General features: G+C 45.3%; 3 protein-coding genes. All 3 read right to left on the minus strand.

Annotated elements, in window-relative coordinates; translation table 11 throughout:
- Positions 1-243: 243 nt before the first annotated feature.
- A complete protein-coding gene (locus MSSIT_RS25045; protein ID WP_048173608.1) occupies positions 244-9,048 on the minus strand; it encodes a PKD domain-containing protein in 8,805 nt (2,934 codons plus the stop codon).
- A 1,649-nt stretch (positions 9,049-10,697) separates the two neighbouring features.
- Positions 10,698-16,634 carry a DUF3344 domain-containing protein gene (locus MSSIT_RS25050; protein ID WP_231589925.1) on the minus strand — a complete coding sequence of 1,979 codons (5,937 nt, stop codon included), beginning with the start codon at positions 16,632-16,634 and terminating at the stop codon, positions 10,698-10,700.
- A gap of 824 nt (positions 16,635-17,458) precedes the next feature.
- The gene (locus tag MSSIT_RS16390) at positions 17,459-19,108 is read right to left on the minus strand and encodes a DUF3344 domain-containing protein (protein ID WP_048173609.1); all 1,650 of its coding nucleotides are present in this window, start codon (positions 19,106-19,108) and stop codon (positions 17,459-17,461) included.
- Positions 19,109-19,808 lie beyond the last annotated feature (700 nt).

Here is a 19,808-nt window from a genome sequence, read left to right on the forward strand (position 1 = left end):
GATAAACCCTATTATGAGAGAAGGAGAAGCTACTGCAGGCCCAGGGCAGACCAGGACAGAAGAAGGGGTGCAAAAGCTAAAGTTATTGAAATTAAAATTTCGACCTTTTTTGCAAAGAACCGCCTCATTAGAAATATATATTAAATAAACGAAAGGAAAAAATTGTGGGAAATTTGAGAAAAATTTTCTCTATTCCCCTTTGTTTTTCCATTTTTTCCCATGTTTTTCCTTCTTTTTTCCTAATCATATCATTGCAAACATATCCACAACATCATCAAAGTCTATCCTCCCGTTCCCGTTGAAGTCGAAGTACTCCACCGGCATGTTTTCCTCTATCCAGTCCATGTTATGGAAGTATGCCACTATATCCACGAAACTGAACTCTCCATTTCCGGTAAGGTCTTCATAGAGTCCATCTCCGTCAAGATCTTTTGGAGCATATTCCTGATCAGGAAGGGGTGAAAGAAGGGTTACTTCAATTGTCCCTGCCAAAAGAACTGGTTCGATGGAGTCTCCGGAATCTTCCTCCAGACGTTTAACCCCTATCGAAAGGTTCGCAGATCCTTTCTCCTTTCCGGAAACCGTGAGAGTAGCAAGCACAACATCTGCTGCTCCTTCCTGAACGGCATCTTCCAGGTCAACAGTCTTCATGTAGATAGAAGTCGCTGGCAGGGTAGAGTTCTGAGTAATCAGAGCCCAGGAGGGGTACTCTATGTCAACTATTTCGGCAATGGCCGGATCGTCGATAGAAACGGTCAGGTTGTAGCCTGAAAGACCTGCAGGGAAATTGCTGGCAACGACACTTATTTCAGTAGATTCGTTTTCTGAAACTGAGGAACTTTCAGGGTCGAAATAGAGACTAACGGTTGACCCGGAAATCTCGGAAACCTCTATGTAATCCGATTTTGACTCAAAGTCAGAACCAGCGGCATTTTCTACAGTCAGATTTACGGTGTAGTTACCTGCTGCAGAATAAGTATGCATGGGGCTCGATTCATTAGAGGTCGCACCGTCGCCGAAGTCCCAGAACCAGGAGGTTGGAGAGCCGGTCGAGTTATCGGTGAATTGGACGGCCAGGGGTGCAATTCCCAATGTCGGCGTCGCGGTGAAATTTGCGTAAACATAGTTCGTTGAAAAGTCATCGATATCGGCACCGAAACTATAACTTCCGATCCATTTTACTGCTACCGTGTGGACTCCCGAGTAGTTCGTCGGGATAGTATACTGGGTCCATACGTTTGAAGTAGCAGCAGGCTGCGCCACAAGGACATCGTCAATATACACATAATATGTCCTGGTAGTTGATTCCCCGTACCCCCAGAAGGAAAAACTCTCCACATTCGTCAGGTCAACACTCTGCTGGACGAAATTCGTGTCCTGAGTGCCGGACATATCGAGATGGGTACCATACACCCCGCTATGGATCTTCGAGGTACTGATACTGGTAGTGCTCCCCGTTGTCCATCCGGTAAAATCACCGGTCTCAAATCCGGAATTGGTAAACCGGTTTGGATTGGTAACCGTGATATAGCCGGTCTTCGTCTCGGTGTCATTGCCATATGCGTTCGTCGCGGTGAGGGTTACGGTGTATGCCCCTTCAACCGTGTACTCGTGCGAGGGGTTCTGCTCCTCGCTGTCGACGTTACCGTCGTTGTCGAAGTCCCAGAGCCACGAAGTGGGGGAACCTGTGGATTGGTCAGTGAAGTTAACTGTGAGAGGAGCACTACCACTCGTTACATTTGCAGTGAAAGCAGCAACGGGTTCAGGCTCAGGTGTTGAGGGCTCAGAGACAGTGATATAACCAATCTTCACTTCGGAATCGCTTCCTCCAGCGTTTGTGACCGTGAGGTTCACGGTATAGTTACCTGCTGCAGAATAGGTATGCTCAGGGTTCTGTTCCGATGATGTTTCGTTGTCCCCGAAATCCCATGCCCAGCTGGTCGGTGAGTTCGTAGATGCATCGGAAAATTCAACGGTTAGCGGAGCACTGCCGGATGTTGTATTTGTACTGAAATCAGCCTCAGGTACTGGAGGCATGACTACCGTGATGTAATCGGTCTTGATCTCATCGTCTGAACCTGCATCGTTCGTTACCGTGAGGTTGACAGTGTAGTTGCCGGCTGCGTTATAGATATACGAGGGATTCTGCTCAGTACTGTCAACTACTCCATCGTTCTCAAAGTCCCACATCCAGGAAATGATTTCTTCGCCTGTAGATTCGTCTGCGAACTGAATAGTTAGGGGAACCTCCCCCGAGGTGACATTCGCCGAGAAAGCTGCTACTGGAGCTGGGGGAGTGGAAGAACCCACAGATAAGGTTGCAGATCCTGTAACACCATCGGCGGTGGCGTTAACCGTGACAGTGCCGGCGGAGAGAGCGGTGAAAATTCCGTCATTGTCGACCGTACCAACCGATCCATCCGAAGAGAACCATGTAAAGACAGTGTCGGTAAGCCTCTCACCATATTGGGTGCTTGCCTGGGCTGAGAAGGTGAGGTTGTCACCAGCCTCCAGTTCGGCCTCAGCCGGAGAAACTGTCACGGTACTGAGCACCTCTTCATCGGCAATAACCCAGATGTTGTCGATGTAGAATCCAGCATTTCCCCACCAGTATTCCATATATGACCCTATCTTGAAGGTGTGTTCACCAGGCTCTATTCCCGTGAGGTCAATCTCGTAATGTTTCCAGTCTTTGTTGTTCAGAATCACAGGAAGAGAAAGCTTCTCATCACCATCCAGGAAGACTTTTACCCAGCTGCTGTAGACATAGTTAGTAGATAAAGACAAGGCATCAAATCGAAGAGTCTTTGCTCCTTCTGGAATATAGATCGTCCTTTCAGATGAGGTATAGATATTGTATCCGGATAACTGACCTGGATTACAGCCTATGCTGTAGTTTCCTTCATAAACCGGTGTATCAAACAGACCACAGTTAGTGCAGGTCCAGCTGTCAAGCGATTCGCAGGGATCCTGCCACGGGAGAGATGCACCCTCACTGGTAACCGTGATGTAGTCCGTCTTAAGTTCGTCATCACTTCCACTTGCATTGGTTACCGTCAGCTTTACGCTGTAGTTGCCTTCTGCGGTGTAGGTGTGGACAGGGCTCTGTTCTGTCGAGGTTGCACCATCGCCGAAGTCCCAGAGCCAGGAAGTTGGTGTGCCTGTAGACTGGTCCGTGAAATTGACATTGAGAGGAGCAGTTCCATTCGTTATGTCAGCAGCGAATGCTGCATCGGGCAATATGGGTGAAGCTGAGGAATACCCTATACTCATGAGGGCAAGTGGCATCTTGTAGTAGTTGCTGCCCTGCTTGTCATAAGCAAGCACACTGTCCTGTCCAGGAATAGGAAGACTGCTTATATCCCAGGTATTAGCCCCATAGTAAGGTCCTGATGCCACACCGGATGCAAGTATTGTTCCATTGAAAGTATAAATTCCATCCTTGCTGGCAAAGTAGATTGCAATAAGTTTTGCTGAACTCCAACCGCTTGCTAGTGAAGACGTGCCAAACAAGGTTGAACCGGTATATTCCGTATCAAGTGGATTTACAGTATCATGGCCCTGGTTTACCCAGTAATAAACCTGATCCGAATCGCCATCATCGTACGCAACAACCAGTGTTATTGCCTTAACACGCCCGTCAAATGACGAGTCTGTCTTGGTTGTCGTTGCCTGCACATTTACGGTCTGCCCGTTGATTTCGTCGGTGAGATCGTACCACATCAGGTAGTCACTTGTCACACGGTTCATGTGGTCGCTTAACCATACAGGGCCGGTTCCACCCTCACCTGGGAAGGAGTAAGCGGTATCGAAGGTCTCTTGTTTCCGGAGCTCGTAAGTGCTGTCGCCATTTGAATCAATGCCGATACTTACATTGCCCCGGTAATTGTTCTGCATGTGGCCGTCATAGACGTCAACATAGAGCCTGGCCCACTTGATATCGGTATAAGAAGGCAGAGTAAACGTTTTTTGAGCAGATGTCTCCATAGAGTAATATGAGTCGTACCAGAGCTCACCAGAAACTGTTCCTCTCTGGACCGTAGTTAAGGGAATACCACCATTGTAACTGTTTGCAGTGAGAGGAGTAAGGACAGCTATGGGTAGTGTTGCCGTATCGCTGCCACCCGGCCCGGTCACTGTAAGATTGACGTTGTAACTACCCTCAGTCACGTAAGTGTGAGTCGGGTTCTGTTCAGTGGAAGTGCTACCATTGCCAAATTCCCAATTCCAACTGCTCACACTTCCGGTCGATGTGTCGGTAAAGTTCACCGTGAAAGGTACCTGGCCGGAGTCTGCATCGATGGTAAAGTTGGCAACAGGCGCTGAAACATCAGAAGTCACGCTGATGTAGTCAGTCCTTGTTGTGGTGTTGCTGCCGCCATAGTTTGATGCTGTGAGTTTTACTGTATACGTACCTAAGGTTTCGTAGGTGTGAGATGGGTTTTGTTCGGTAGAACTCTTGCCGTCTCCAAAGTCCCATGCCCAGGAAGTCGGGATATTTGTCGATTCGTCCGTGAACCGGACTGAGAGAGGAGCTGTACCGCTGGTTACATCCGAACTTAATTCGGCAATAGGAGCGAGAACGATGGAACCGACAGTGATATATCCTGTTTTTACTTCAGAATCTCTTCCTAGAGAGTTAGATACCGTAAGTGTCACATTACAGGTTCCTTCGGTCGTGTAAATGTGAGTTGGGTTCTGTTCAGTGGAGTTTTCACCATCACCGAAGTTCCATGCCCAAGAAGTTGGAGTGCCTGTTGAGATATCGGTGAATTTCACCGTTAGAGGGGCATGTCCACTTGTGGTGTTTGCCGAGAAGTTGGCTTCAGAAGCAGTTTCCCTGGTGACTTCAAGAATAGCTGAGGCCAGGTTCATATATCCGTCACAGCTAACACCAAGCTCGTTGGTACCGTTTTGTAGAGTGCCGGTTACATCATACCATTTGTACGCTGGGTCTCCACCGCCGCTTCCTTTGATTGGGACGCTCCGCTTATTAAAAAGAATATTGCTCTGGCTGTTATCTGCACCGGAAGGCAGGAACGTTGTCATTTTAGAGGAAACAAAGTTTTCGGTAGTGACGTTATTGAACATGGCATAGGCGACGTAGGGATCAGTACTTATGCCGTCAGCGTTGTAGAGGCTGTCGCAGCCTTCATCAATCCAGATCATCCGATACGGCTCATCCGCATCCTCATAAATCACTACCAGTACCGCACCATAAAGTCCACCAATACCTACTCCCGGGTTGGATGCGTTTATTATTGCTGTGTTGCTGTTTTTGTTGAAGTAGGGGGTCACATCAAAAATTCCCTGTCCGTTGAAGTTATCTGTTCCATCTCCGTAGAAAGCCGTCTGGTTAACAGTGTTGCCATTGAACTGCAAGCTGAAATCGGGATTGCCGGGATTATTCCAGGTATATGACTGGTAAAGTCTGGCTTCTTTTACAGTTGCATCCGCAGGAATGGGAAGATCGGTATTTGTCCAGTGTACGGTCGTAGAATACCATCCGCCGCCTGACTTATAACCGGAATCACCCTGTGAGTATTTTACTGCAATATTTCCTTCCTGGTAGGCTCCTGTTTCCAGGTCATTTCCTGTGTAAAATCTCCCGCCGGTGTAGTAATCGCCAGTATAGGAGGTGTAGTTCCTAATCTGCACAGTTGCCACGTTGCCACTGGCATCCACCGCGAAAAATTTCAGCGTGGTAGTGGCATAATCTGCCATAGTTATCGGGCCAGTATAAAGCGTGCTGTTTGTGGTAGGGTCACTACCATCAGTAGTATAATAGATAGAGGGGTTCGAATCCACATTATCCGTGGCTGATAGCGTGACTGACCGGGCAGGATAATAATTCCCGCTGTTCAGACTGGCAGTCACAGCTGGTGCCTCCATATCCGCAAAGGTATATGTTTCAGTCTGCACAGGCGATGAATTGCCGCTGGTATCCACCGCAATGAACTTCAACACCGTTGACTCGGTGATGTTGATAGCACCTGTGTACTGCGTGCTATTTGTGGTGGGGTCGCTGCCATCAGTTGTATAATAGATGGAAGGGTCAGGGTCCGCATTGTCAGTTGCTGATAAGATCACCTGTGTTGAGACTGTGATAGTCCCGCCTGCCGGGCTTGCAGTTACATTTGGAGCTTCCATATCTTCGAGAGTGTATGTCTCGGTCTGCATGGGTGATGCGTTGCCACTGGCATCTACTGCTATGAACTTCAAAACTGTAGAATTGGTAATGGTGATAGCACCGGCATACCGTGTGCTTGCTGTGGTGGGATCATCCCCATTGGTGGTGTAGTAGATTACAGGATTCGGGTCCAGGTTATCCGTAGTTAATAATGTTACCTGAGTTGCCGAAGTAATATTCCCTCCAGCAGGATTGGCTGTGACTGTAGGGGGTTCTGTATCCGGTAATGAGATTATATAATCCGTCTTTACCTCCTCATCACTGCCTCCGTAATTAGACACCTTCAACCTGACTGTGTAATTGCCAACCGCAGTATAGATGTATGAAGGGTTCTGTACGGTGCTGTCAGTGGCCCCGTCATTGTCGAAGTCCCATGCCCATCCAGTGACAATTCCGGTGGACTGGTCTGTGAACTGCACCGTCATGGGTGCACCTCCCATGATATAGTCGGCGGTAAAGTTCGCAACCGGTGGTTCGGGAGTGGTGACTGTAATATATTCCGTTTTGGTCTCAGAATCGCTGCCGCCACTATTATACACAGTCAGCTTGACTGCGTATACATCGGGTATGCTGTATGTATATGAGGGGTTCTGATCTGTACTGTCAATAGTCCCGTCATTGTCGAAGTCCCATGCCCATGAGCTGGGACTCTCAGTAGACTGGTCTGTAAAATTAACCGTCAAAGGTGCATCGCCATAATTAATGTCAGCGGTAAATTCAGCAACTGGAGAAGTGAAATTTAATTTTGTTATAAAAGCATCACTTTCGCCAGACATAGCAATTTGGTAGGCATCTGTGGTAACCGGGAAATTAGTAGATGATGTCGATCCTGCAACATAGGCGTTTCCAGAACTGTCCATTGCAATACCATAACCATAGTCAGAGTCTGTCCCTCCGAGATAGGTGCTTAAGATGCAGGTTCCATCGGGGTCCAGTTTAGTCACGAAAGCATCATAACTACCGCCTCCGCTGTTTGTCTGGTACGCTCCCGGGGTGACCGGGAAATCTGCAGAATTCGTATAGCCGGTGATGTAGGCGTATCCCATGCTATCGGTGGTAATTTCATATCCGTAATCAGCACTGCCATTTCCCCCAAGGTAGGTGCTATAAATAAGGCCGGTTCCTTCAGGGTTCAGCTTTGTCACATAGGCATCATAGGAACCTCCTCCATAAGTTGTCTGGTAGGCCCCTGAAGTGGTTGGGAAGTCTGAAGAAGACGTACTTCCTGTTATGCAGGCGTTTCCTGTGCCGTCTATCGTGAGAGCATAGCTGAGCTCGTAATCTGATCCGCCTAGAAAAGTGCTGTACACGAGACCTGTCCCTTCGGGATTTAGCTTGGTCACAAAGGCATCATAAGTGCCTCCCCCATGGGTTATCTGGTATGCTCCGACAGTTGTTGGGAAACCACTTTTAGCATATCCGGTGACATAGGCGCTTCCTTCATCGTCTACTGCAATTTTTTGTCCATAGTCATTGCTGCTTCCTCCTAGATAGGTACTGTAAACAAGGGCGGTTCCGTCAGGGTTCAGCTTGGTCACAAAGGCATCCCTGTTACCAGCACGGGTTTCCATGTATGCTCCGGTGGTGGTTGGGAAGTTACCGCCATAACGAGGCGTATATCCGGTGATGTAGGCATTTCCTGAACTGTCTACTGCAATACCAGTCCCGTATTCATCATCATTACCATCTCCTCCCAGGTAGGTACTGTAAGTTAAACTTCCAGTTGAATTTATCTTTGATACGAAGGCACAACATCTGAATGAAGTAGAATATGGTTTGGTAGTTTGGTAGGCTCCTGTAGTAGTCGGGAAGTCCGGAGATAATGTTTTTCCGGTGATGTAAGCGTCTCCTGCGCTATCCACCGCAATGCCTAATCCATATTCAGAAGCAGTAATGTATCCCCCATTTCCTCCAAGGTAGGTGCTGTAAACCAGATTTCCAGCTGTGTCGAACTTGGATACGAATACGTCATAGTAACCACCGTTTGTTGTCTTATAAGCGCCAGCCGTGGTAGGAAAATCTTTAGAATATGTGCCTCCGGTGATGTGGATATTGCCTTTACCATCAACCTTGATGCCGTATACAATTTCAGAATCGTTTCCCCCAAAATAGGTGGAGTAATTTATGAACGGATCAATAAGAAGAGTCCGGCTCCGGTCATACTCCCCCATCGAAAAACCATACGTTTCGTTGTCCAGCACATGATATATGACCTTCACGCTGTTCCCGTCCTGGTACGCTTTCGGTGCAGCCATAGTCACATTGCTGTCATCTGTTGTAATAACAAGGCTCCCATCATCAGCAACGTGGATACTATCAGCACCAAGCACCTTAACCCTTATGTTATTCGGGTCAGCGCCGGGCGCAACGGAGAAAAGCTTCTCCACATTATTCCCGTGGGCTTTTGCAATCACTGTAATGCCGGGATACAGTTCCCCGAGCGAGACAATCTTGTAGGTCGAAAGCCCAGTCTGCCATTTGCTGGAGTCGTTCCCCAAGAAATAAGAGACTTTTGTCTCTGCAGGGTATTCTCCCTGCGGGGTCAAAGAGATTACAGTACCGTCAGCAGTGACAAACTGCTCTTTCAATGCGACCCCACAGGTCACGTTATCCTTTGTAACTGCAACCGAATGGGTCAGGTCAGTATCGGTTATATAAGCCGTTCCGTAGAATGTGTCGGCATAAAACTTCACAGCTTCCGGTTGCTGACCCTGGTTCTGAACGAACGGGATATGTACGTTCATCAACTGGGTGGCAGAAGCTTGAGAATCGGAATGGGTTTCTGCTAATGCGGGGGCCGCAAGCGAAGTCATGCACAGAAGTGCAACGATACAGAGAATAAGAAATATTCGTTTCACTCTCACTCACTCCACATTTATAAAATTTCCACTCGAAGATCCTGTGATTGTGGCCATTTTCAGCAGGATCTAAGAGGGATTTTAGGGATTGAATCACAATTATTTTAGAGCTCTTTCAGTCAAAGGGGGAATCCCCCAATCGTGAAAAACAAAAAAATTTGCGGTGTATATCAAAAACCCGGATCTGCATTATATTGCGTATTTCAGATCAGCCCAAATTATTGAATTTAAATTACTCTGCAAAATTTAGTTATCACTTCTGAAGTAAAGAACGAAATTTTCCAAGTATTACTGCCTCCTCTCAGTCCTCCAACATTTGATTCAATGTTATGGAGTTGATCCGGATTTGGATTCTGAATCTTCTGGAGAGGATCAGTTTTCAGAGTTTGTATACTTTAGTATGAGAAAAGGTTATGACGTATATAAATTGATCTGAAAAATAAGAATAGTATATATTTATATACGTGATAAGTAACAAAAATATACTGATTTGTAATACTTGTGTTGCTGATTAGGAATTACATGGTCGAAATGAAATAGAGAAAAGTTACTACTATTCAAGAATTATTTTGCTCCTTCGGGATAAATTATAACGAGTTACAGAAAAGCAGACGCTAGTTCCTGTGGTTGTGGCCTTTTTCAGCAGGATCTAAGAGAGGTGTTAGGGATTGAATCACAATTATTTTTAGCTCTTTTAGTCCGTGGGGAGATCTCCCAATAATAAAAAAATGAAAAAATTACGGCGTATATTCAAAACCTGAAAAGAAACGGGGACTCAAATACCCATATCCGGGCTTCACCCATTCAAGCTTAAGTGTTACTTTATGTTCTCAAAAACATCCATCTTTTTCATAAGGCTGAAAAATGATTTTATACATTACGAGATATAGTTCATTATTAATAATACGATTTAAAATTATCATAACATTTCATATACCTGAATTAAAAGAGAAATTTTAAATAGGAGTGTTTCATCCGATATTATGCCTTCAAAAAAAACTCAAAAACAGAAAAAATTCCTTAGCATTATTTGGACGCCCAGAAATTCCCCACCTGTGAGGGCGGGCAGGTGGGGAGTTTAATGTTTTCATTCAAACTATTCTTCTTTAACTTTTCTCTGTTTACATATGGGTCCAATGCTTGATTTTCGTATACACTCATTATAGTTTCAAAAGTTCTTTGAGTTCCACATCTCTGGATCAACTATTTCTCGTGGCCTGGTAATACAAATTTCAAATATGATAACATTAAATATTATGAAAATTAGGAAAAATATTAAATACCTGCTCAACATACATAGTTCTGTCAAAAAATGTCCAAAAGACACCAAAACAGACACGCCTCCTAAATATATGTGCGACACATTCGACTCTGAAAATTCCTCTCCTGTAAATGTATACAGGTGAGGAGTTTCAGGTAAAGAATAAATCCGTATCTATTCTATGAATAGCGTCCAAAAGTATAATTCAGAGAATTTCATCTGCGTTTTTTGAGAAAAACAACCTTAATTCAACTCCCCAGGTTCTGACCCATAAAATCATATTTTACAAATAGATGAAAGAAAAAGTTGTGGGAAATTTAAGAAAAACTTTCTCTATTCCCTTTCATTTTATCAAATTTACCCATGTTTTTTCATTGTTTCTCTTCAATTAAATCATTGCAAACATCCGCACTACATCATCAAAGTCTATCCTCCCATTCCCGTTGAAGTCAAAGTACTCCACCGGCATGTTTTCCTCTATCCAGTCCATGTTATGGAAGTATGCCACTATATCTACGAAACTGAACTCCCCGTTTCCGGTGAGGTCTTCATAGAGTCCGTCTCCGTCAAGGTCTTCAGGGGCATATTCCTGGTCAGGCAGAGGGGAAAGAATGGTTACTTCAATTGTCCCTGTTAAAAATCCTGGTTCGATAGAGTCACCGGAATCTTCCTCCAGACGTTTAACCCCTATCGAAAGGTTTGCAGATCCTTTCTCCCTTCCTGAAATCGTGAGAGTAGCAAGCACAACATCTGCTGCATCTGCCTTAACGGCATCTTCCAGGTCAACAGTTTTCATGTAGATCGAAGTCCCGGGCAGGGTAGAGTTCTCAGTAATAAGAGCCCAGGAGGGATAATCAATGTCCACGATCTCGGCAACATCCGGGTCGTCAAGAGCAACGGTCAGGTTGTAGCCTGAGAGGCCTGCAGGGAAATTACTGGCAACGAGATTTATTTCAGTGGATTCGTTTTCTGCAACTGAGGAACTTTCAGGGTCGAAATAGAGAGTAACGGTTGACCCGGAAGCTTCGGAAACTTCAATGTAATCCGATTTTGACTCAAAGTCAGAACCAGCGGCATTTTCTACAGTCAGATTTACAGTATAGGTTTCGGCTGATGTGTACGTGTGGATAGGACTCTGCTCAGTTGAGTTTGCACCATCTCCGAAGTCCCAGAACCAGGAGGTTGGAGATCCAGTAGATTCATCACTGAACTGAACAGTCAGAGGAACATCACCGTTAGTTACATTTGCAGTGAAAGCAGCAACTGGTTCTTCAGGCGTAGAAGATTCTGATAACATGATATAATCAGTCTTCACCTCGGAATCGCTACCAACTTCATTTGTAACTGTGAGGTTCACTGTGTAGTTACCTGCTGCAGAATAAGTATGCACCGGGTTCTGTTCCGATGACGTTTCGTTATCTCCGAAGTCCCATACCCAGGCAGTTGGGGAACCTGTTGACTCGTCGGAGAACCGGACAGCCAGAGGAACCCCACCTTCAGTTACATTTACACTGAAGTCTGCAGTTGGAGCCACCGGCCCGGATCCTGCATATTTTACGCTCATGAGGACAAGCGGGATCTTGTAGTACTTTTCATCCTGCTTGTTGTAGGTAAAAGTACTATCTTCTCCGGCCGTGAGCATGGAACTCACGTCCCAGGTATTGTCTCCATAGTAGCTACCCTGCGGTGTCCCTGAGGTCAGGGTTGTACCCTGGAAAGTATAGATACCGTCCACACTGGCAAGGTAGATTGCAGAGAGGTTTGCAGAATTCCAGTCGCTTGCAAGCGTTGAAGTGTCAAATGCAGTCGAACCTGTATATTCCGTATCCAGCGGATTGACCGTATCATGGCCCTGGTTGACCCGGTAATACACCTCATCGGAATCACCGTCATCGTAGGCAACAACCAGTGTCATGGCCTTGACACGACCGTCAAAATTGGAGTCGATCTTTGAGGTTATGGCCTGTACATTCACCTGCTGACCTCCAATTGCGTCAGTGAGATCGTACCACATCAGGTAGTCACTTGTTACACGGTTCATGTGGTCGCTTAACCATACAGGGCCGGCTCCGCCTTCTCCGGGGAACGAGTATGTGGTGTTGAAAGTTTCGTTCTTCCGGAGTTCGTAGGTGCTATCGCCATCGGCATCGATGCCAATCTCAACATTTCCTCTGTAATTGTTTTGCATGTGTCCGTCATAGACGTCAATGTAGAGTCTGGCCCACTTAATATCAGAATAAGAAGGTAGAGTAAACGCTTTTTGAGCAGACGTCTCCATAGCGTAATATGAATCGTACCAGAGTCCACCTGAAACCGTTCCGTTTTGTACGTTTGTCAGTGGAATACCACCGTTGTAGCTGTCTGAAGTTAGTGGTGCACTGACAACAACAGGTTCGGTAGAAGTTATTGTATTACTGCCTCCCGGTCCTGTAGCGATTAGAGTGACATTGTAACTTCCTTCTGTCACATAGGTATGGATCGGGTTCTGTTCGGTAGAAATACCACCGTCTCCGAATTCCCACTTCCAGCTGCTCACGCTACCGTTAGAAGTATCAGTGAACTGAACCGTAAACGGCACCCTGCCTGAATTTGAATCCATAGTGAAGCTTGCGATGGGTGCTGAAACATCAGAAGTTACAGTGATGTAATCGGTTTTTATTGTGGAATTGCTTCCGCCGTAATTTGTGGCAGTGAGTTTTACAGTATATGTGCCTATGGTTTCATATGTGTGGGTTGGATTTTGCTCAGTAGAGGTATCTCCTTCTCCGAAGTCCCAGGTCCATGAGGTTGGGGTGTTTGTGGATTCGTCCGTAAACTGGACGGAGAGAGGTGCTGTTCCGGTTGTCGGATCTGCACTGAAGTTGGCTTCAGGGGCAAGAACAACTGAGCCCACTGTTATGTATCCGGTTTTCTCTTCAGAATCGCTTCCGAGGGAGTTCGAGACTGTGAGTTTTACGGTATAGGTTCCTTCAGCAGTGTAGGTGTGGGTCGGATTTTGCTCAGTGGAGTTTTTCCCGTCTCCGAAGTCCCAGGCCCAGCTGGTTGGGGTGCCGGTAGAGGTGTCGGTGAACTCCACGTTTAACGGAGCGTTTCCGCTCGTAACACTTGCTGTGAAGTTGGCTTCAGAGGCAGTTTCTCTAGTGACTTCAAGAACAGCATTGGCGAAGTTAAAGTAGCTGGGGCCAGTGACTCCAAGTTCGTTCTCCCCGTTCGAAAGGGCGTCTGTGACACTGAAGTACTTGATAGTCGGATCCGATCCGCCTGTTTTAATTCTGGGAAGAGATTCACCATTGAAGTTTATGGAGTTGACGTCGCCGTCGTCTGATTCTAGGACAGTGATGACCCTGGCGGAGAAAAGATCGTCGGTGCTTACGTTGTCAAACATCGTATAACCCCAGGCCAATTCAGGACCGTAATCGGCGAGCAGACAGTCGCTGCCTTCGTTCACCCAGATCTGGCGATAAGGTTCGCTGTCGGCCTCGTAGACCACAATAAGGGCCGTGGCATAGTAGGCATAATCATTTAAAGAGTTCGTGGAAGTGAGAACTGCCGTATTGTCGCCGGTTGTGTTCAGGTATGTGGTTACATCGAAGGCATACTGGCCATTGATGCAGTCCCAGTATTTTGCATCGGCTTCCTGGGTCTCATGACCGTTGAACTGGAGATTGAACCCGGGATCTCCATACCACGTCGAGCCCTGGTAAAGCCGGGCCGACTTTATGGTCGCACCGGCGGGGATATCAAGATCATCTGCGGAAAAAGTTCTAGTTGTGACGACTTTTTTGTTGGTTGAAACATAACGACCTGATATGGCGACAGCCACCCCAACATTGCCTTCCGTATAGAACACGTTGTTTACCAGATCATATCCATTGGAGTACCGGCCCCCGTTATATTTCTGGCCGGTTGTGGATATGGTCGCAGTTTTAGTGTATTCGTTGTTTGTTTCATTTGTTTCGGCAATAACGTCCGCGGGGTCAGCCGTGACAGTGATCGCAACAGTATCGCCGACCTGCCGTATTATATCTTCAATACTGATGGTGGTGCTGTTTCCTCCTCCAAGTTCCGGTATAGTTACATTTGTACTGACTTCGCCTATCAGTACCGTTACATTGAATGTTCCGGTATTTCCTGCACCTGAATTGAGAACGGTTACCTTGAGAGTGTTATTGCAGAAGGGATAATTGGTAAACGACACCGAAGATAGTGACAGGTCAGGGGTGGAAGATGTAACCATCACTGTCTTCGATATTTCATTGTTCGAGATGTCGGAATCCTCAATCGCTTCTTCGGGATCCACAACGGCAGTGAGATTTACCTCACCGTATGAGGAAGGTGTCCAGGAAATGTCGACAGTACGTGATTCTCCGCTTTCAAGGGAAGGAATAGTACTTCGGCCTACTTCCACATTATCTGCAAGTAGTGAGACGTTGAATTCCCCGGCTGCTGCCAGGCCCGTGTTCCTGACCGTTACATTTACGTCTCCGGCAGTCCCTTCAACTGGAGAGTCGGCTGCGATTGCCTCTGCAACAAGATCCGGGCTGAAGGCAGTAACCGTTACTGTCTCCGAGAGTATATTATTCGCGCTACCGGAATCGGCAATAGCGCCTTCCGGATCCACAACGGCCGTGAGGTTAACCTCTCCGTATGAGGAAGGTGTCCAGGAGATGGTGACAATGCATGATTCCCCTGTTTCGAGGGAATAAACAGTATTCCGGCCAACTTCCGTATTGTCGGCTAGCAGTGAGACATCGAATGTTCCGGTTGCTACCGGCCCTGCATTCCTGACCGTTACGTTCACGGAACCCGGCTTGCCCTGGACAGGAGAATCAGCAACGATTGAATCCGCGATAAGATCGGTGCTGGTTACGGTGACCAGTGCAACACCTGAGACTTCCCCGCTCGCTGCGCTCAAGTTTGCTGTACCGAGATCTATTGCACTGAATAACCCTGTTGAATCCGTTGTTCCGACAGTCTCGTTATCACTGGACCAGCTAAAGTCAATCCCGGATATGGCATTTCCGTCCTGGTCCAGTGCTCTGGCAGTAAACTGCAGAGTGTTTCCCGTGCTAAGGACAGCTGAGGAAGGCGAAACCTCAATAGTGGTCAGTTCCGGTGTTTCTACCGTTACCTGAGCAGTGCCGTTTAGGCTTTCTGCAGATGCTGTTATTTTGGTGCTTCCGACTGCAAGGGGCGTGAAGAAACCTGTCGAGTTTACTGTGCCGACCATTTCATTGCTGCTTTCCCAGGTGAAGGCGATGTTTGGCATCGAGTTTCCGTACTGGTCTTTTGCAACGGCGGTAAACTGCAGGATGCTGCTGGTGGTCAGGTCCGCAGTCACCGGGGTGACTTCGATGCTGGTAAAAACCGGCTCCTCGTCAAAATAGTTTTCATAGGGCTGCATCAGGGGGTAATAGTCGGTCCCAAGGTCGTTTGGAATTGTGTAGGGAGTATCGCCGATCCCGTCGTTGTTTTCGTCGGTGCCGGTGTAATCAGACCAGTAGTTGCCCATGTAACCTGAGTAGGTCTGGCCGTTGTAGGTGTATTTGATAGGAATGGTGGAGTTTAAACTTGCAGTAAAATCACCTGACCATCCCCATGCTCTTACAAGACTCGTTTTTATGAAATTGTTATTATAAAACGTATGATCGTTACCTGGCTCATAGAGCAATATTCCTTCAGGGTTTTGTAAGAAATTATTTTTGGAAAATGTGCAATTGTTTGCCATATAAATAAGACCAGCAGCTCCTGTACTGTTAACAATAGTATTATTCTCAAATAATCCATCCATAACTCCCCACACTGCAATAGCACCATATGTCGATTGGGAATCATAGAGGGTATTATTTACAAAGTTTGCATTGTCTGATAGTACTCTAATTCCATAAAGTCCTCCACTTTCCAAAACAAGGTTGTTTTCAAAAATCACATTATCTGTATCTAACTCCACACCATTAGATGTCTTGATTTTGGTAAAAGTACAATTCTTGAAAGTTAAGTCCGAAGCCGTACTTACTGAAGAAATGGTAATCTTTGGCTCCGACTTTAGTTTTATTCCTTCAAGAACAGTTCCAGTTGCATTTTCAGATGCACTTGAGCCTTCAGGTAGATATATGCTACTACCCACTGTTACGAAATCAGTTCCTTCTCCTATGATGCTTAAGTATGGTATATTTACATAAAAACCGCTATATGTTCCGCTGTAAACAAAGATCGTATCTCCGGAAGAAGCGCTGTTAATAGCAGCCTGTATATCAGTGAAATCTACTCCACCATCATCATCGACGTACCATGTCTTTGCTTCTGCAGGTGTTATTAACATCATGCAAATAAGTGCAAAGAAGATTAGAAGCATTCTTTTATTCATATACTATTCCCTCTAAACCAAAAAATAATTCTTTCATATCTTATGCAATTTGAGATCAGAATCAAGAGAGAGTTTGTGAACAGTGAAGTTTTTTGAATAGTTTGAGAATTTGTGCTCCGGATTCATTGACTCAACCTCTAAGAACCTATCCGAAAAGTGTTACCTGCTGTAACTCTTAGAATATATAATATCCAAAACCAGAGCATGTACTCTAAGGTTACAGACCTACCGTGACTTTTTCAATATGTATTCTAACTTTTTGGATAGACTCTTAGTTCTATCTCTTTTAGATGCTAGCTAAATAAGCGGAATATTTCCGCAAACTTTCATGTACCCGGATTTTTGCCGCAACATATTTACTTCAGACAAAAAGATTAACATTAAGGGATATATAATTCTTATTAAAAGATAAATTATATGTCCATTTATATATCTGCAAAATAACATGAATATAAATTTTTGTATTAATAAATATTTGTATATATACATTATTTTTTGATTTTTTAACTAAAAATGACTTTGATTGGCATGGGTTTTATGTTGAAACAATTGAATCTTAAAGTGAGATCATATGTCTTTGATTTTGAGAAAAGATAACATAAATTATGAGGCAAATTTCTGCTATAGAATCAATAAACTGCAGGCAAGAAATCCTTAACTAACGACCTATTGCAGTTTCCAAATCTTCTTAAAAAAATGGAGGTTTTGATTAAACCTCCAAGTTTAATGGAAAAGTTTCTAAGAACATTTTTCTACCTTATGTTTTTCCAGAACTCAGGAGATCATGCTTTAGGTTTAAACAACAATTTTACATAATCTGTTTCGATATGAGAACTATTTGTGACAGGGGGAATACCAGAAGTTACTTGTGCAGTCTTCTGTTCTGCCAGCACGATTACCTGGCCATTGTTGATGTAGTTTCCGAGATTAGCTGTGATTTCGCCGGTCAGGTACTGCTCACTTCCATTACCATCACAGTTGTCCAGTTCTTCATAAGCACCGGTATTGAAGTTCCAGATGTAGAGGTAAGCACCATCGGAACTACCACCTGCATCATGCCAGCCTTTGCCGTTCCAGGTTACATTGGCGTCGAGAAGAGATGCATTGCAACAGCAGCAACTAACGTTGAACACAAACCTGTGTGCGGCAAAGTTGCCATCGGAATTAGTTACATCCTGCTGGAAAACGCTATCGTCTGCTTTGATGTTGTTATACTGGGCGGAGGTAAATTCGATATCTGGGACATCATTGGTGATCGGTGCCCTTGAATTATTCTGGTATCTGTAGGCAAAGTGGTCTACACCTGCCACTCCCGAAGTGTTGTTACTGAAGTCAAAGGTGCAAATTCTTGTCTTCAGCACTGCAAGGAACGGAGTGTAGTAGGATTCGCCGTCTCCTACACCTGGCCAGGCCGGGTCATAGATTGTGCCGGTGTCGTTTTGTGCTCTCCAGAAGGTTGCATAATTGTTGTCTTCGTTGTTTACGAGGCCTGTTACGCAGAAAGTATGCAGGTCAAAGTAATTGGCGGTGTCTGAATTTTCGTTAGCAACATCATCCCCTCCGATCTGATATCCGGAATAGTGGGTTTTGTTCCAGGCTGCATTTCCGAAGTTGCTGTTGTATGGGGAAATGTACGGAGAAGTATTGTTACAGGGAGGGTTGAAGTGCAGGTAGTCATTCTGTCCATAGTCGCCTGTAAAATATGCAACCGTCAGGCAAGAACATCCTTCTTCTGCAGTTCCGTTGAACCAGGTGATGTTAGCATCTTTATGTGGATAACCTGTGTAATCCTTGTGCAGGTTTTCAAGGCCCTGGTTGATCCAGTACTGGGTATAACAGTTCCCATTTTCATAGGCGACTATGAGAACAGCTCCGTATATACGGCTGTCAAGCCAGTCAGTTGATGCCAGTGACTCGTCCGGCCAGGCGTTGATTGTTGCCGTAATATTATCGCTATTCAGAAGTGGAAGTACATTTGTGCAGTTGTATTTGATTAAATATACTCCATTTCCACAACAATCTACGTTGGAAGAGGGATCTGTTGTATTAAGGTACACCATTCCAAGGTTGTATCCGTCTGGATAGGGGTCCGTGGAATTGCTCAATGTAGCATTTGCAAAACCTTCACGGTTTACCTTTCCTCCCCAGACTCCAACCTTCAGCTCAGCCCACACGATACCATCGGTCGGGACATCCGAAAAGTTGGTAACAAGAGTATTGAGAGTATAGTTCCAAGGGTAATAATTATTAAGTCCGGCGTGGTCTCCATAACTTACATAAACATCACCCTTTAAGGTTCCTTCCTCGATGGTTTCAAGGGGGTATCCATCGTAATTATATCCTGCATACGCTGTTGCACAGAGCATGCAAAACATTAAGATCCCAAGTCCTAAATACAGACCCGCTTTATTTTTCATTCTCGACATTTTCATTTTTACTTACTCCTTTTATCTACTTTTTTTGGTCATCTATTGCAAATTGTCCCCGCATTACACAAACTTCCATTGTACTATCCCATCTTCGACGATTTTATGATGGGGTTCGCCGAGAGATACTGTCCAGTAAAGGCATACGAAATAATACAATGGAGAGCCTGGAGGCAGGGTTTCCTTTAACTTCTTTTACCCTTAATTCCAGGTTTTTTTCATGCTCTCCGATTAGCCCCTTCAGCTAACCGATAACCGGTTATCTCCCCACCGGCCCGGCTTCTCTAATAAAGACTCAGGTTGTGTTTTTTGCGATATTAGTCCGCTGGCTTTTTTACGACCTATCAGCACAATATTGATTTTATATCCATCCAGTACAAAAACGAGAATCTTACTTTAAAATGGAAAAGTAATGACCCCACATTCTGAAAACCAAACCTGTATGAATAAATATTCCTTTTTACCACAAATTCCCCGGTTGTAAAGAGTCTATCCGCAAAGTCAATAATGGAGTGTTGCAAAGTTACAACAGATCTATAATATCCGAATGGCCGCTCCGGTTGCACATGTTGTAAAAGTTGCAGCAGGTCGTAACACTTTTTGGACAGACTCTAAAAGTACTAATGTGTTAATTATATATAGTATTTTGTGATTATGTGTGAAATCGTTGTATATTATAATGATAAATTATGAGCAAATTTATTTT

This window comes from Methanosarcina siciliae T4/M, assembly GCF_000970085.1.
In the GTDB taxonomy this organism is placed as follows: domain Archaea; phylum Halobacteriota; class Methanosarcinia; order Methanosarcinales; family Methanosarcinaceae; genus Methanosarcina; species Methanosarcina siciliae.